18 protein-coding genes and 1 pseudogene are annotated in these 15,380 nt (G+C 43.6%); 1 reads left to right on the top strand and 18 read right to left on the bottom strand.

Annotated features, from left to right (window positions below; genetic code table 11):
* Positions 1-3: 3 nt before the first annotated feature.
* Positions 4-789 carry a sulfite exporter TauE/SafE family protein gene (locus RFF05_RS15755; RefSeq protein WP_409967977.1) on the top strand — a complete coding sequence of 262 codons (786 nt, stop codon included), beginning with the start codon at positions 4-6 and terminating at the stop codon, positions 787-789.
* Between the two features lie 395 nt (positions 790-1,184).
* Here RFF05_RS15755 and RFF05_RS15750 read toward each other — a convergent pair whose 3' ends face one another.
* The 18 genes and pseudogenes from RFF05_RS15750 to RFF05_RS15665 form a co-directional block, all read right to left on the bottom strand.
* Complete coding sequence (locus RFF05_RS15750) at positions 1,185-1,439, bottom strand: leucine-rich repeat protein (protein WP_409967976.1); 255 nt, start codon at positions 1,437-1,439, stop codon at positions 1,185-1,187.
* Between the two features lie 51 nt (positions 1,440-1,490).
* Positions 1,491-2,261, bottom strand: coding sequence for a leucine-rich repeat domain-containing protein (locus RFF05_RS15745; protein WP_409967975.1), 771 nt, complete (start codon positions 2,259-2,261; stop codon positions 1,491-1,493).
* A gap of 126 nt (positions 2,262-2,387) precedes the next feature.
* The gene (locus tag RFF05_RS15740; RefSeq protein ID WP_409967974.1) at positions 2,388-3,467 is read right to left on the bottom strand and encodes a hypothetical protein; all 1,080 of its coding nucleotides are present in this window, start codon (positions 3,465-3,467) and stop codon (positions 2,388-2,390) included.
* 28 nt (positions 3,468-3,495) lie between these two features.
* Positions 3,496-4,572, bottom strand: coding sequence for a Type 1 glutamine amidotransferase-like domain-containing protein (locus tag RFF05_RS15735; protein ID WP_409967973.1), 1,077 nt, complete (start codon positions 4,570-4,572; stop codon positions 3,496-3,498).
* 39 nt (positions 4,573-4,611) lie between these two features.
* Positions 4,612-5,364 carry a hypothetical protein gene (locus RFF05_RS15730; RefSeq protein WP_409967972.1) on the bottom strand — a complete coding sequence of 251 codons (753 nt, stop codon included), beginning with the start codon at positions 5,362-5,364 and terminating at the stop codon, positions 4,612-4,614.
* 13 nt (positions 5,365-5,377) lie between these two features.
* Positions 5,378-6,166, bottom strand: coding sequence for a hypothetical protein (locus tag RFF05_RS15725; protein ID WP_409967971.1), 789 nt, complete (start codon positions 6,164-6,166; stop codon positions 5,378-5,380).
* Positions 6,159-6,626: a hypothetical protein gene (locus RFF05_RS15720; RefSeq protein ID WP_409967970.1), complete on the bottom strand. Its 468-nt coding sequence runs from the start codon at positions 6,624-6,626 to the stop codon at positions 6,159-6,161. The genes RFF05_RS15725 and RFF05_RS15720 overlap by 8 nt, the downstream gene beginning before the upstream one ends.
* A gap of 350 nt (positions 6,627-6,976) precedes the next feature.
* The gene (locus RFF05_RS15715; protein WP_409967969.1) at positions 6,977-7,366 is read right to left on the bottom strand and encodes a 2-hydroxycarboxylate transporter family protein; all 390 of its coding nucleotides are present in this window, start codon (positions 7,364-7,366) and stop codon (positions 6,977-6,979) included.
* Positions 7,367-7,498: 132 nt separating this feature from the next.
* The gene (locus RFF05_RS15710) at positions 7,499-7,882 is read right to left on the bottom strand and encodes a TnsA endonuclease C-terminal domain-containing protein (protein ID WP_409967968.1); all 384 of its coding nucleotides are present in this window, start codon (positions 7,880-7,882) and stop codon (positions 7,499-7,501) included.
* A 31-nt stretch (positions 7,883-7,913) separates the two neighbouring features.
* Complete coding sequence (locus tag RFF05_RS15705) at positions 7,914-8,366, bottom strand: TnsA endonuclease N-terminal domain-containing protein (protein ID WP_409967967.1); 453 nt, start codon at positions 8,364-8,366, stop codon at positions 7,914-7,916.
* A gap of 704 nt (positions 8,367-9,070) precedes the next feature.
* On the bottom strand, positions 9,071-9,511 hold the full coding sequence (locus RFF05_RS15700; protein ID WP_409967966.1) for a type II toxin-antitoxin system death-on-curing family toxin: 441 nt from the start codon (positions 9,509-9,511) through the stop codon (positions 9,071-9,073).
* Position 9,512: 1 nt separating this feature from the next.
* A complete protein-coding gene (locus RFF05_RS15695) occupies positions 9,513-10,535 on the bottom strand; it encodes a DNA-binding protein (protein WP_409967965.1) in 1,023 nt (340 codons plus the stop codon).
* Positions 10,525-10,815, bottom strand: a complete 291-nt coding sequence (locus RFF05_RS15690; RefSeq protein WP_409970130.1) for a type IIL restriction-modification enzyme MmeI — start codon at positions 10,813-10,815, stop codon at positions 10,525-10,527. The genes RFF05_RS15695 and RFF05_RS15690 overlap by 11 nt, the downstream gene beginning before the upstream one ends.
* Positions 10,798-11,232 (bottom strand): annotated as a pseudogene (locus tag RFF05_RS15685) (type IIL restriction-modification enzyme MmeI); the annotation flags it as partial. The pseudogene RFF05_RS15685 and the gene RFF05_RS15690, both read right to left, overlap by 18 nt.
* Complete coding sequence (locus RFF05_RS15680) at positions 11,226-11,324, bottom strand: hypothetical protein (RefSeq protein ID WP_409970129.1); 99 nt, start codon at positions 11,322-11,324, stop codon at positions 11,226-11,228. The pseudogene RFF05_RS15685 and the gene RFF05_RS15680, both read right to left, overlap by 7 nt.
* Positions 11,325-12,411: 1,087 nt before the next feature.
* A complete protein-coding gene (locus RFF05_RS15675) occupies positions 12,412-13,650 on the bottom strand; it encodes a B12-binding domain-containing radical SAM protein (protein ID WP_409967964.1) in 1,239 nt (412 codons plus the stop codon).
* Between the two features lie 3 nt (positions 13,651-13,653).
* Entirely contained in the window at positions 13,654-14,451 is a 798-nt protein-coding gene (locus RFF05_RS15670; protein ID WP_409967963.1) for a prenyltransferase/squalene oxidase repeat-containing protein, read from the bottom strand.
* Between the two features lie 4 nt (positions 14,452-14,455).
* Positions 14,456-15,379 (bottom strand): amino acid--tRNA ligase-related protein, encoded by a 924-nt coding sequence (locus RFF05_RS15665; RefSeq protein ID WP_409967962.1) that lies wholly within the window; start codon positions 15,377-15,379, stop codon positions 14,456-14,458.
* Position 15,380: the final 1 nt, after the last annotated feature.

Below are 15,380 nucleotides of genomic sequence, written 5' to 3'. Positions count from 1 at the left end.
ATCATGGAATATGTATTGATTGCAGCTGTCTGCTTAGTATCGTCGATTATTGGCGCATTATGTGGCATTGGTGGAGGCGTGGTGATTAAGCCCGTTTTGGATTCTCTGGGACTGATGAGTGTGTCCACCGCCAGCTTTTTATCGGGACTGACGGTGCTGAGTATGTCTTGCTACACCATCACGCTGTTGTTTATGAAACACGAAGCTGCCATCAAGCGTAGCATTGCTCTCCCCCTGTGTGCAGGCGCTGTAGTGGGCGGTATTGCGGGGAAAATCATGTTCAATATGGTCAGTGCCGCCATGGGCGGTGGCAACACCATCGGCGCCATTCAAGCGGCTTGCTTGTTTGTGTTGGTGGGTGGCACACTGTGCTATACATTTAATAAACACCGCATCCATCAGTTGGATGTGGACAATGTAGCCGTGGAGCTGACTGTGGGCTTGGTGCTGGGATTGCTGTCTGCCTTCTTGGGCATCGGCGGTGGCCCCTTCAACTTGATTGCCCTCAGTTTCCTGTTCTCCATGCCCACCAAAGTTGCCGCCCAAAATTCACTACTTATCATTCTCTGCTCTCAAATTGCCAGTGTGGTGCAAACCATCGCCACCAGTTCTGTGCCAGAATTTTCATGGGTAAACCTAATTTTGATGGCCTCCATGGGTGTGCTCGGTGCCGTGATTGGACGGAGCATCAACAAAAAAATCTCCGACGAAACTGTGGATAAACTGTTCTCTGGCCTCAACGTAGTGATCATGTTTATCTGCGTGTACAATTTCTTCCGCTATTTATAATGTATTGGCAATGTGCTAAATGGCGACCCTGTGGGGTATTTGAAGGCGGTTACGGTAAATCATCCTTTTGAGAATTAAAAGTCCCATAAATTCATAAGACTGAGCACCCTTGAAATGCAAGGGTAGGCGTATGTCTCAAATGGACAACTTGTGGGGCAAGCTAAATATGGCAAATAAGGAAGGCACTGGGATCATCCCGGTGCCTTCCTTATTTACCATAATGGGGGCGGTTTTCGTGAAGCACATCCCCCCTAGCTTCATCTAATGTGCAACATGGATTGAATTTGCACCACTTGCACTGGGCATCGATTATGCCATTATTCTGTGCCACCGCCTGTACCGCGAACATTAGGACAAGTCTCGTAAACTGTATTTTAATAGCACCCCTGCCACAATCAAAAAGCCCCGTCGGTCAACCAACCCTGTGCAACCACGAAACGCACTTGGGTCAAGCTGGTACAGCCTTTAAAGGCATCATGTTCAATCTCAAGCACACCTTCTGGAATGGTCACACAGGTCAGATTGGTACAGTCATAGAACGCGTATGCGCCAACCTTCGTCACCTCAACGCCCTCGATTTCAGAGGGAATTGTGACCTCTGCTTCGTTGCCCATATACCGTTTGATGGTGGCCTCGGTGCCGTTTCGCAATACCTCAAAATCTTAAAACATCTTTGTCATCATGCCACCTCCTTGTGGATTTTAACCGCAAATCACCTTGCAGTTGGAGGATTGAAGGAACGCATCTTCATCTACCTTTGTTTGGGTAGAAATCATAACCTCTTCTAATTTTGCACACCAGCCAAAGCTGACGGCATCCACATGGCGAACACTCTCTGGGATGTCAATCTGAGAAAGGGCTTCACAATTGGCAAAGGCCGCCCGACCAATCTGCTCTAACCGTTGTGGCAACACCACGTTCGTCAGGCTTGCACATCCATGAAAGACACGCTCTTTAATTTCTAGCAAAGTTTCTGGCAAGACAACTGTCTCCAGTCCTTTTTGATTGGCGAACACATCGTCTTCAATCACAGTGACGCCATCAGGGACTACTGCTTCCGCACCAGAGCCGTTATAGCGGATGAGACGATTGTCTACCACCACGTATTCATCTTCCAAGGCGCCAAGGTCCTTGGCTTTGGCAAAATTTCGGAGATAGGCTTTGGTAGAGGGTTCATCACGACAGCTGGCTCCATTTCCACACAATTCCATCTTGTATGGTTCCACCCACAAGTGGACTTCATCATCAAAGATGATGCGAATGCTGGCTTCCTCGCCAGCCTGTTCTGCCCTGAATTTAATGCTGACAAAGTTTTCTGCCCCATAAGGGGTTTTGATTTCATCCAAATAAAATCTACCATCTGCATCCAAATAAAAATATGCAATCTCGTCCTCATCTAAGGTGGCAGCTTGCCAAAGTCCAGCCTTTTCGATACAGCGTTTTAACGTTGCTACGATTTCTTCTTTCGTCATAAGTTATACTCTCCTTTACAGATGATATTTTTGGAATTCAATGTCATTAGGTCGTTCCACGTAGTTTCTGTGCACCATATTGTAACGCGGGTCATGAAGATGAATCTCTTTTCTCGTCAGTATACTCTAACGTGGAAATTCATCGGATTTCATGCCCATCGCCGCCAGTAGGAGGCCACACAGGAGGCTGTTACTCCAGAGGTGTGGGCTGTAGGAAATAAATGGCAATTGTACACTGGTGAACAGGGGCACGCCCATATTTTGAGCGAAAAAGGCGATGGTTTGCAACATCAAATAGGCGATGATGGCCAGAGCCAGAAACCGAGGCACCCCGTACAACGGGTGGGCTTTGCGTAGGCAGAGATAGAAAAAGCCCAGAAACAACGCTGCCACAGCGATGATAACCCACAAGCCAAAATGATTGCTCAAATAGGACAAGAAGCCCGTCTCATAAAAGGGATATTGGGTTGTGTCATCCAACCCTTGTGCCAAGCCGCCTTGTCCAAACCAGACAGATTCACGCAACAAGCTTTGCATCAACAGAGGGCGATAGCCACTGCCCAAGGGGTCTAGTTCTGGGTGAAACCAGTCATCCACGCTCCAAAACAAATACTCCATTTTCCAAAACGCACCTGCCAACACAGCCACGATGCCCATCCCAATGGTGGCTAAGAAATAGCGAAGCTTGTCCCCAAACCACCCTGTCAAGGTACCGTAGCACAGAAGGGTCATGACCACCAAAAACAGTGCCAGCATATAGAAATAACCGCCCATAGTGCCACTGAGGAACACCAACACCAAACAGCCCACTCCACAAGCAGCCAGCCCCACAAGCCCAGTGCCTTCACACATATACACCAGTAAGGCCATCGCTACCAGCAACCAGGGCAAAAACAGATAGGCTTCCAGTTTTAACGTGAAAAACACCTTCACTCCGCTAACTGCCACCACACTTAAAAAAGCCCAACCGGGATACTGAATCAGTAACCTAATGAGATGGTGCCCAAACAGCGCAACTACCGCCAATATTGCAAAGCCAATTACATACCGCCCCATCCCAAAGGCGCCACTTTCGCTGAGAGTGGTGCCTAATTGGCTTTCGCTGACAATCTCAATGCCCAGCGCCAAACCTGTCAGCACACCACAGTAAATCAGCAACAGCCATGATGTGAATTTCTCCACCGATAGTCGTTTTCCTTGTTCCATTTTCTTTCTCCTTTTTGGGGATTTTCTTTTATAATCGTAGCACCTCATCGTTTGCCACGCTGTAAAGCTGGTCATAACCAGCCAACTCTTCTTCCGTGGAATTGGCGATGAAAAACCCTAACTCTTCTTCTGTGTAATGCGGAATCACCGAGCCTTGGAAGAGCCCCAACGCTGTAAAATCTGTCATGGTGTAGCAATTCTTGTCAAACTCTAGTGCTAGCGCTATATCTACGCCTGCTAACATCGCACCAGCGCTGGCGCCAATGTAGGTGGCACCGTTGGCCACGTTGCGTCGGATGTAGGGGATTAAGGCTTTGCTTTTGGGAGTTGACCTTTCCCGACGCAGATGGTGTAGAATTGAAAAGGTGTTGCCCTCGGTGACATAGATATAATCCACCGTTTCAGGCAATGCCAAATCGTCAGAGTAGAAGATGTTTCCCTGCTGAAAGCCCATGTTTTCACAGGCCTGCACTACCACTTTTTGGATAGAATGAGGTGGACGGCGATTTAACAGCACTAGCAATATGCTTTTGTCAGATAGGTCAATCTCTTCCAGCTCCTTGGCAATCAAGGCGGCACCTTCTTGGGTGTTCAGCCCTTGGGATGTGAGAATCAAGTCCCCTCTGGCTGGGGTGTTCATGTCAATTTCCACCGGCTCCTTGGGGGCATTTTCGTCGTAAAAGGGGTTTCGTTGGGTGCCATAGGTCAAGGTGACAGCGTGGGGTGCGCCGTTTTCATCGTGGCAGATACAGTCCTCATCGCCAAGCTGTGTAGTGGTGGCAAATGTCAGGCGTTTTTGCTCTTCATCTTGCCAGAAAAAACCTTGCTCCGTCAGAGTTTTTGGATGCGTATCAAGGCATTGCAACACTAAAAACTCCTCATCTCGATCTAAGGTGCATTTGCGCAAACAAGACAAAAACCATGCTGTATCTACCTGCTCACGCAGGGTGCCTACCCCTGCTTGTGCAACGTAGTAATCCCCCTGTTCTTCCGTCAGCACGTTATAATAGTCTCCGCTCTCTAGGATGTAAAAAGCGTTGATATGGAGCGCTTCTCGCAACACACGAGAGGTGGTGCCCCAGCCTATGATGTATGGATGTTCCATGGATGGCTCCTTTCTATTTTCGATCGAACCTCGCACTGTTTAGAATCCCAAGATATAAGTCATCGCCTCTGGGCGTTGGTGGAATCCTGCGCCAAACACAATGAGTCCATCAGGGTCTGCAATGAGTTGCAATTCATCCATGGCCACTCCAAGAGCATCCAATCCTGTGTCGGCAGATAGGGCAAAACAGGCGATGAGCTGTTGGAAGGGTGGGTGCTGTTCAAGGATCTCACTGGCGGCAATGGTGGCACGCACCACACTGCCTATAAGCGATAGCCCCACGCTGAGATAGCCCAGCTTTGCAGTTGGTGACAGGGCAATGATATCATGCCCATCCACATTGATTAGACCACTGCTAAGACGTTCTACAAGATGGCTGAGCAATAAGGTGACAGGCTGAAAGCCTGCGTCCTTGGGTAAACGAAATGTCTCTACACAGGCCTCCACTTGGACTTGTTTGTAAGAAACCCCTTCTTCAAGCCAAAGGTTCACCATGGGTTTCAACGCTTCACTAGGCTTGCCTAAGCAAATGCAAGCGATTTGGGATAGGTGAGGCAGTTCTTCCAACAGGTCAGAGAAGGCAGGCGTATCCCCTTCCACAATCACACAGGAAATACCTTGGTAATAGATGTGAGGGCATTGAGGCGTTAAGGCCACGGTGTCAAACATGGCGTTTTCTGCCCCGGCCCAAGTCACACGGCTTAGAGTAGGCTCCCCAGAGTCATTTAAATGCGCAATACACACCTTCCCTAAGGTCATATTTTCTAATTCTTTGCTCCAATCGTATAGCATGATGCTGCCTCCTTTATTCCACTTCAACAAATTCCGATGTGTCCCAATCGAATGTGTATTCTGTGGAGTCTCCTTGGGTTGGATAGAAATAGGGCTCCTCTGTGCCGTCAAGCCATTGGGTGATGGTTAAGGTATCGTTGCTCTTTGAATAGCTATAGGTATTGCGGTCGCTTTCAGTGATGGGCACTTGGATGGGCGTCCAAACACCACCTTCAAGACTGCCACAATCAGTTGACCCACTGACGATGCCCTGATATGTCCAAGTAGCCGTCATAAATACACAGCAAGAATCAACCACATTGCTACTATCCACCACGATATTTACACTATCGCCAGCGAAGGAATGTTGCATCACCAAATCGCCTGTGGTGACATCATAAATGGCCATCAGCTTCCGCCCAAAGCCGCCTACATGGTCGTTGTCCACCACGGAAAACACCACCAACACTTCTTGTTGCTCTGTCCCTGTATAGGAGCCGTAATCGATGGAATCCAAGGTGAAATAGTCACTATAATTGTCTAAAATCTCTGTACGGTAATCGTCCAAACCGTAGTCCATGACCATATTGACACGAGAAGACACGTTGTCGGTGAAATCAATTTGGGACAGCATATCCTGCTCCAACTGTTGAAACATAGAAAGGGGTTCTTCCTCTTGTGTGGCTTCCACTGTTTCTTCTTCCACTGCAACTTGCGTAGGCTGGGGATAGGCATTGGAGGTGTCGGGTTCTTCTGACAGACAGGTTGTAGCCAGTGCGCCACAAAACACCAGTGCCAATGCACCCATCATCCATTTATACATCCGCTTCATCCTCCTCGTCGTCCTCGTCTGGGATAATCTGTGCTCCGTAATACAATGTGATGGGTTCAGCAGCGACGCCTTCTCGAGCCGCTTTTCTGACCATGCCTCGCCCAGAGTCCACTTGTTCTTGCGTGGCGATGCAGAAGTCGCCATCGTGGCGCAACCGCCACAAAAAACCAGCGGTTGTAGCAACCATTGGGGTTTCGTCGGTAGGAATCAGCACCCAAAAGTCATCCTCTTTGTCTAGTACACAATGGTTTGTGCTGGATAACAGTGGTGTAACGGCAATGCGCTTGGCCTGTGGGAGCGTATAAAATGCCTCCACCTTGCCTTCAAATACTACTTCGCTATACAAATTGCCTGCACAGTTTGGGATTGCTGTAATATACAGCGCCCCCATATGTAGCAACGCTTTGAGCTGTTTAGAGGTAATCCCCCAACCTGTGATATATTCTGTCATGTGTTGTCTCCTTTGCTGTCGAAATGAAGCGATTATCTTAAATAACTTCATTATACTAGAAAAAATAAAAATGGGCTACCTTTTTTATGTCTTGTTTTATTTTATTGAGACTAAAAAATATAATATTAAACAATTGCGAGCGTCATTTAATGGTGAAATTTGACAAAAATAGGACTATATGATACTATTGTGACATATTAATAATAGATGACACCGTATATTAATATGTATTGACTCAAAATTGGCACAGTGATCAAGCTTCAATATTACAAAGCACGCCGAGCCACAAGTTTTCTTGTGGCTCGGCGTGCTTTGTGTGATATGGAGAGCAGGAATCTGAGGTGAAATTCTTACATCAGACCAAATGCGAAGTTGGCGATGACCAGAACGATGGCGCCGCCGATACGGGAGGAGATTTGAGCGTAGCTCATCAAGCTCATACGCTTTGCAGCGCCCAGCACTTGCAAGTCGCCAGAACCGCCACGGTTTGCCATGCACAGACCAGCAGTGATTGCAGCTTCAACAAAGTTTGAACCGACCATCATGCCAATCACGCCAGAGCCGATGATGACAAATGCACTGATGAACAAGGTGTTGAAGTTCAACACAGCAACCAGATCAGCCAAGTCAGTGATGGCGATACCAATACCAACCATACACATACACATCATGGGCTTGCTCAGGAAGTTGGCAGCCTTTTTGGAGCCTTCTTTCAAGGTAGCAGGAATGATGTTAGACACATTGAAGATAGGGGAGGGTATCCTTTTTGGATAGAGAAATCAGCACCACTACATCATCCTCTGTATCTATGCGAATGAGGGCCAATACTCTCACCAAATCGGGTGCGCCATTTTTTTCAATGGCATAGTTGATTACGCAAAACGTTCATTGAGTTCCTCCATCAGTGTTGGAATACGTGGGAGTCTAGAGAAGTCGATGACTTCTGTGAGAGGTTTCGTTGCCACTAGCTGTTTGTCGATTTGAACGGGGATGCACTTGTGTGCCGCCAGATGAAACAGAAGCTCTAATGCCAGTCCTTGTCTTGCATAGGTGCGCCATTCTAGCTGTGTACAAAAATCTTTGAGGGGATCGTAGCTACAATCGTGGAAGCGGGATACCATGTCCTCTAAAAGAGCGGCCACCACTTGAGGTGATTCGGTTTGAAAGCGATTTGCATCGTGATAGGAGAGCAATCGTTTGATATTGGCTACCTTCACTTTGTTGATGCTTTTCTCGGTGACTGATTTGAAACTCACATCTCGATTCTCCCAAAATGTTGCCTCAATTTCACGTTTTTCTGTTTCTCTTGGTTTTTTCCAATCCTTTTTCATACTTCACATGTCTAGCTTCCAAATGGGTGCCAGAAGCATCCTGTACGGTAATGAGAAAATCGGTGGTCATCACTTCGTTGATAGCATTTCCAGGTGCTCTAGGATGACGGTAGCCCAGCGCTTGGGTAATATCCTCCGTGTCAGACACAGGGAACAGGGGATACTGCTCACGGATGTCAATCACTTGGTCCGCCCAAGCCAAAATATAGTAATAGGAGGCTTCTAAATCAGAGAAAAAATGATGGATGCGCCCAGTATGGATGTCAGCAATTCGATGACCACGGCCTTCAGAGGAGAAATTACCCACCTGAATCCACGGCTGATAGTCTGCACCCTCGCCTTGACTACGTCCAGCTTGAATCATATCAGCAATCTTTTTCTCTGTTAACTTCAGTGCTTTTCTAGCCAAATCAGATGTCCTCCGCTTTACAAAAAAATTCTGCGTTATCATTGTAATAACGCAGAATTGATTTTGAGTCAATATTTATTAATTGGAGTCATTATTTATTATCATTTCACATTTTTTGTGACATATTAATAAAAGATGACTCAAAAAATAAAGACATCTCACTGTGCAAAAAATGAATTAATAGTTATTGAATCAAATTTATGCAGCCCGAACTGCTAATAAATGCTAACTTTTATTATACACTTTAGCTCATGTAAAAGTCAACTGTAGCCGATGTCAATTACTACTGGGGGCATTGGAAATGTATGGTAGGTGGATTGCGGTAGTTTAAGGCACCTACGTCTAATACTAAAACAGGCTCCTTAGTAAGCTGACCTTAGTATAACAGACCGCACCTATAAGGACATCGGCGCCATCAAGAAGCACCAGCAGAATGTCAAGAATGACGAGGCTAGAACCCTCTATCAAAAGGTCAACAACCGCAACCAAATGCGCGCTAGACGCCGCAAGGAGGCTTCGCCTACTGCGTTGGATGACTACCGTAAATGGCAGTTTGAGGCGAAGCAGAAGCTAGAACAGGTACAGGCGGGGGAGATTAGTTTTCGGGAGTTTGAGGGGTGGATGGAGATTAAACCATAAATTGTATACGTAAAGGCACGGAGGTGGATTCACCATCCGTGCCTTTATAAATGTTTTAACTGAAGTCAGTCTTTAATCGCATTGTATATTTTTAACTTTAATGCTTCATCAGACGAATAGGTGCCATCCAATAGAGCTACCATGATTTCAAACAAAAGAGACTTGTCTATTTTTCCTGCCGCAACATTCAAACTGACCATTTCTGTATCCCCCATGAATGTTTGGGCAACTGCTAGGTATCCATTTAGTAACAAAAATTGCAACGATAAAGTAATCGCCAATCGTTTATTGCCGTCGGCAAAGCAATGGAATTGACAGACTGAGAAAAACAAATGAGTTATCTTATCTTCGAAACTAGGGTAGTAATCATCGTTTTCCATGTGGATCAGTACGCTTTCCAGTCGATCGATGTCTATAATCTCTGTTGTGCCGCCACCACTATGATGGATTGTCCGCAAATGAGTTGCTTTTGCCTGATCGATTGATAAATAAATAATATCACCCATATTATTCACTCTCTTTCAGGCGTCTTAGAACATCCTGATTTTCTTGCATCAGGCGTTCTAACTCATCTCCAGTTGAATCCAAGAACTTAGAAAACTCATCTTCTTGAAGTGGTTTGATATATTCAGATAATCTGTAGTGAAACGCTTCTCTTAACGCAAGATCTCGACTGGACATTTTGATTCTTCCGTCATCTATCAGGGGTTTCCAGTGGGCGGACTGCTCGAAGATTGAGAAAAGATTTTTGGTCTCTCGTATGGATAGCGCCCTTCCCAATTGTGCAAACTCTTTGCGCAAAACATCAGCGAATCCACACTCGTAGGAGGCAATCAAATTCAATATCTCACTATAAAATGTATCCCTTACCTTGTCTTTCGCCTTCAAATCGAGGATTTTTTTGTATTCCTTAGCATTTTCTTTGAATATGCTCACATAAATTAAATCTGTGAACATTGAATACTTGTATTTGTAGTCCACTACACACTCTTTTAGGGCATCTGTAAATTGGCGTCGATAATTTTCTTCTTGAAGGGACGAAAATACGAAGTTTTTATCTCGTTGATTGATATATTTCGTACCAATTTTCAGTTTTCTATTGATGAAGTCAATGACAATATCAAGCATCAGTTGACGCAACGCTCGGGCTTTATCACTTTCTGACAAGAGCATCCCAATGTTTAGAAATGCCTTAAAACTGAAAATTGCCAACTGGGGTGTTCTGTTGCTGATGTTCCCGACATTAATGTCGGGAACATCAGCAACGCAATCCAGAAATATTCTAAGCCGCTTACCTTTTAAGATTTCGTATCCATTGCAAGTTAATTCTTCCAAATAGTCGCTTGAATATCTTTCAATTGTGCGCAAATCAACCGCATAAAAATCTGCAACCATGCTCTTGGTGAAACACAGCTGATCTTCAAAAATGATAGCTGGTATGTTAGCCTTCTCTTGAATTTCTACCAGTGCCAACTCATTGTTCAAGATATTCTGTCTTTCGATGCGTGAATTGGTTAAATTAGTTTCCATAATTGGCTCCTATCTTCTCCTGATACATCTCCATCAGGCGTGCCACGCAGGTGGATTCTGTGGTTTCTTTAATCACAAAGCCATAGGCCTCCATCACTGCTCTGTCGTTTTGCTGGTGGGCTTTGCGGAGTTCTGGGGGCATGGTGAGCTCATCGTACAGGTCGGCCAGAGAGCTATCGGGATAGAGGTTGCGGGCATCCAGAATGGCCTGTGCCGTCTGCTCAATCTTCTCTCGATGTTTGTCGGAGGGTGTTGGCCATGGGAAGTTGTTGTAGACGATATCTTTGGAGTAGCGATAATCACTCTTTAGGCGACCACAGACAGCCCTCATCCACGCCATATGGACGTTGGAAGTAAGAACACCAAAATGATATAGCGTTGCATCGGGGATTACCTTCACAAGGTTACTACTCAGAATATGTGGGCTAATAACCCCCATAGAGACGTACCTTCTGCGCTCGGATGACACCTCGGGTATTACAATGTACTCCTTCTTCGGAATATTTTCTACATGAAATGATAATGGCGTTTCCGCCAGTTTAACTGTACCTGCACTTTTGCTTGCCAGTCTGAAGTCCTTAACGGCTTCTATGCGCTTCATACATTGTGGCATTTTCCTCAGCTCGTTTGGAGGGCATCTTTTCAGGAAAAGACAGTGTCGATAGGATCTGTTAATAAATTCATGTGAACCTATCCATGGACGGAACTGGGGCGATAAGGCGTCAAGCCTTTCTTAGGTATCAGTCGACGAACGACTTTTACTGAAATATGCAGACCATTTTGCTGCAGTGAAGAATGAATTCTACGATAGCCATAGCAGCTGCGATTCTACTCAAAGAGTGTTCTTGTATGATCGCTCATCGAACTATATTTATCTGGTCTTAGTTTTGCATTCCGTGCGTAAAAATAACTACTTTTACTTATTCCGAAGCGAAACATTAATATATTGAGTCGACAACTTGTTCTCGAGACATCAATCACAACGACCTTTTCTCTGCTTGTCAGAGGTTCCAGATTGATGCCCTCTTAGGACACGTATGGTAGTCTCGGTGACGTCATGTTCGAAGTGTAGCTGTGCGACCTTTTCTTCTAAGGCTACTCACTCAGCGTGCATCACTGCAACCTCTTCCTTGAGAGTATAGTGTACCCAATGGTTTGGAACACCTTGGTGTGGTCAACGGCCTTTTTAGCCACAGGTTTTCTACCCCCCGTCCGAAAGATATTTTTCTTCCAATTATAGAGGGTTGCGCGACTGGGTGTGTTTCTGGGCAGATACTTTGTAATCAGGGCCACCTGATACCCACCCCGGAACTGCAGCTCGCTTTTCCACGTCTGTATAGCGTACCACACGTGAGGGACTTGTGCAATCCTGAGTGGGATGTCAGTTTGCCCGAAGCTGCAACCCACTTGGCTAGAATCATGCGGTATTGTACCCGTTAGCGATATATGCCTGCACTGCCGCCATTCGATTTTCATACGAAAACATTCCTATTCCCCCCTGGTGGTCATGGATTATGTCCGCATCCCCTAATTGCCGCACGTTTACTGGGTAGAATGGTTCATTCCTTGTTTAATGAAATTGATCTGATACTTTTCTATCCTGCCTATTTGACCGTTCGCATTCACACAAGAGCCCCTCTAATGGTTGTCTACATTGAAGTAATGGCGCCCTGTTCCATTACAGTTCCTACAAATTAAATATCGTCGTTGATAATCATTATCCGCCAAATAATGATTATCATTGATGCTGTAGCCGTATCCGCCACACTCGAGGCAAATACTCGAATCATCCTTGTAGGTATATACGTTTACTTCACGACTTTCCTCTACCTTTTTCAACCGCATAAATGCCTTCATTTTTTACCTTCCCCTTTATTCAGAACGGTGTCCCGTAACGTTCTATTTTTTTCTCGATAACTGAGCGGTGCGATTTATAATATTCCAATAAAAACGCATCCTTTCTAGTTTTTATATCATTCAACTTAAAAGAAGTTAACCCATTTTCAAAGCAAGCAAATATATGATCCGCCACCTTCAACTCGTCATCAAGGGATGTGTGTAACGCAGATCCAATCATGTAATCAAGATTTTTTATGTTAATTTGATCAAATTCACATTTTCTTATAAGATCAAATGTTTCACTGACAGTTTCTTCGGTTTCCATTGGAGCACCAATAATAAAGTTACCAACAGTAAAAATGCCTATTGAATTAGCGTACTGAATAATGCTGGGTACCTTACCGATATTGATATTTTTTCTATAAAACTGCAATATTTTTTCATTTCCGCTTTCGATGCCAAAGCTAATAATTCTTACATTACTTTTTTTGGCTAAATCCAAAAATTCTTCATCGATATTTACCCAACTGCTAATAAAAAACTGGAGGGTTTCATGTAAATTCATATGTAAAATTTTCTTCAATAATCTTTTGGATCGGCAAAGATCAAAAGTAAAATTTTCATCAGTAATCCATATATTTTGATACCCTCTTCCTTTAATATCGCTTATCTCAGCCAGCACATAATCATCTGAATGCGCAACATAAGAACACTGCCAACCTTTTCTCTGACAGAAGATACAGGTATTCTCACAGCCTTTCGATGTCTGCAAAAGAGTGTTTTTTTTATACTCTTGATAATAGGGAATTCCCAATAGCAAATCTCTATTAATATATGGAAGTTCATCATATGATTTTATACAAGGGACAATATTATGGTCTTCAAACTGATTTACGCAGTCAATTATGTTTCTGATTTCGTTTTCGGTGATAGTGTGATTGGCATTCCCAAAGTTTCTTTTTGTTATATAACAATAGTTCCCGTAAGCGATTGTAGTAACGTATGGGTTTAACATATCAATGAGCTCTACTGCGTGTAAAATGTTCTGACTGCGCTTTAAGGCATAGGAATCACACTCAACAAGAGCAATATCAATATCCTCTCTGTGAATATATTGTAGAAAATCACACAAATCAAATGGCTCACAGGAAAAATCTTTTATATGCACAGTATGATGTTTCTCTAAAATTGTAGATATCATCATCATATCATAAGAAAATCCAAAGCGTGGCTTTTTAAATTTGTCTGGTTTTGGATAAATCATAAGAATATTCATAACCTATACCTCTAAGTATTTTTTTGCTTGGGATAATGCATATAGCCCCCATGAGGCGCCATCTTCAATTTCATGATATGCCCATATTCCACTTTTCAATTGAGTTCTACACAAATAGTTGTAAGCGTGCTGAATTGGTTCCCTAAAACAATCATCTTGCATACTAATTAGAGCAATTATTGCGATGGATGTACAGTAAACATTTTCCCCAACAGGATGATTAATCCATGGTGCGAATCCCCCACTTTTTTCTTGCTGTTTACTTAACCATATAGCAGTATCGCTAATTAATTTATTGCTCGACTTGGGTGTGTAATTATTTCCATTAAACGCCAAAATTGTATACGCCGCCTTATAGGTTAATGAATTCAACTCTGAATTCCATGTATCCTCTAACCACTCTAAGTTTTGTTCGGTCGAAACTTCTGGTAGCAAATAAAGGGCAAGACCCGTTACTGGAATTCGATGCATATCTCTTTTGCTTCGTCCAAACCCCTCTTCATTTCCGTTGTCTGTTGTAAGCCATTCTATCGCCCGATTTCGTTCTTTGTTGAACTGAGGATAAAATTCCAAAAACTTAATATTCCATATAGTGTCTGTGTTTCCGATAAATCCTCCATCATTCCTCTGAGAAGATAAGCATTTATCAACTATTTTCTTAGGAATATCATGTGGAGACAACCCTGACAAAAGAAGCAATGCGCAAGTTTTTGTTATACGTCGAATCTCAATGTTCTTCCTGAACATCTCATTACACATATTTAATAGCGACATTATCGCCCTGTTCTCATATTTTGACATCTTTCTATCCTCCAACTTTTACTCTTGGGAAAAATCGAGTGTCGCTGATATTATCGGCTCCAATTATCCACCGCACAAGTCTATCTATTCCTAGCCCAAATCCACATCTGTCTGTTTTGATTTGTTTTACAGAATCAACATACCATTGAATTTTATCAGCATTTGCAATCCGAATTTTACTTTGAAGTAAGTCAATATCGTTTGTCCGTTCACAACCTTCGCATAATTCGCCATATGACTCGGGAAGTAAGATATTCATTGCAATACTTTTTCCGTTCCCTATTTTCTTAGCAGTCCATGTGGCAAATTTAGTAGGATAATCAACTATTATAACAACATCGTTCAATTGCTTAGATAGCAGGTAATCTATGTCACTAATATCCAAATCTTTATCGAAATCTCCGTCGGATATATTCGATATAAAATCATCATATGTTATAATTTGGGGTGCAAAATGATTTTGGATCATTTCTAGTCTTTCCATCACTTCTGAATATTCTTTTATATAGCTGGATTCCAACAAGCGACTCAAAACAAACTCTAGATAGGATTTAATAATTTGCAGTATATCATCTAATGTGCAATTTAGCACTTCTACCTCTAAAATGTCAAATTCAACCAAGTGATTCAAAGTGTCACTTTCATCACGAAAACACTTGGATATGGTAAATACCTTGCGGAATTCTGAAGCATACAGCCCCATAAATAATGCATTGCTGGACGACAATGAATATTTGCTATTGTATAAGGGGACATAAATTTCGGCTTTTTTATTTGTAATTGACTCATGTAAAACAGGCGGCTCGACAAAAATGAAATCTCTATCAAAAAAGAATTGATTCGTAAATTTTACTATTTCGCTCCGTACAATAACAGCTTGTCGTTTCAAATCTGTTATTTTCCAGTAGTACGCATTATCCGTAATCACA

The organism is Bengtsoniella intestinalis (assembly GCF_039719005.1).
Classification (GTDB): domain Bacteria; phylum Bacillota; class Clostridia; order Oscillospirales; family Oscillospiraceae; genus Oscillibacter; species Oscillibacter intestinalis.
Note: the sequence above shows the minus strand (reverse complement) of the source record. Positions and strands in the feature narration are given on the sequence as shown.

Excerpts from the sequence above, each read along its gene's own strand:
- RFF05_RS15755 (WP_409967977.1), top strand. The coding sequence starts at position 4 with ATGGAATATGTATTGATTGCAGCTGTCTGCTTAGTATCGTCGATTATT.
- RFF05_RS15745 (WP_409967975.1), bottom strand. The coding sequence starts at position 2,261 with ATGACGAAAGAAGAAATCGTAGCAACGTTAAAACGCTGTATCGAAAAG.
- RFF05_RS15735 (WP_409967973.1), bottom strand. The coding sequence starts at position 4,572 with ATGGAACATCCATACATCATAGGCTGGGGCACCACCTCTCGTGTGTTG.
- RFF05_RS15675 (WP_409967964.1), bottom strand. The coding sequence starts at position 13,650 with ATGAATATTCTTATGATTTATCCAAAACCAGACAAATTTAAAAAGCCA.
- RFF05_RS15670 (WP_409967963.1), bottom strand. The coding sequence starts at position 14,451 with ATGTCAAAATATGAGAACAGGGCGATAATGTCGCTATTAAATATGTGT.
- RFF05_RS15730 (WP_409967972.1), bottom strand. The coding sequence starts at position 5,364 with ATGCTATACGATTGGAGCAAAGAATTAGAAAATATGACCTTAGGGAAG.
- RFF05_RS15695 (WP_409967965.1), bottom strand. The coding sequence starts at position 10,535 with ATGGAAACTAATTTAACCAATTCACGCATCGAAAGACAGAATATCTTG.
- RFF05_RS15720 (WP_409967970.1), bottom strand. The coding sequence starts at position 6,626 with ATGACAGAATATATCACAGGTTGGGGGATTACCTCTAAACAGCTCAAA.
- RFF05_RS15725 (WP_409967971.1), bottom strand. The coding sequence starts at position 6,166 with ATGTATAAATGGATGATGGGTGCATTGGCACTGGTGTTTTGTGGCGCA.
- RFF05_RS15740 (WP_409967974.1), bottom strand. The coding sequence starts at position 3,467 with ATGGAACAAGGAAAACGACTATCGGTGGAGAAATTCACATCATGGCTG.
- RFF05_RS15700 (WP_409967966.1), bottom strand. The coding sequence starts at position 9,511 with ATGGGTGATATTATTTATTTATCAATCGATCAGGCAAAAGCAACTCAT.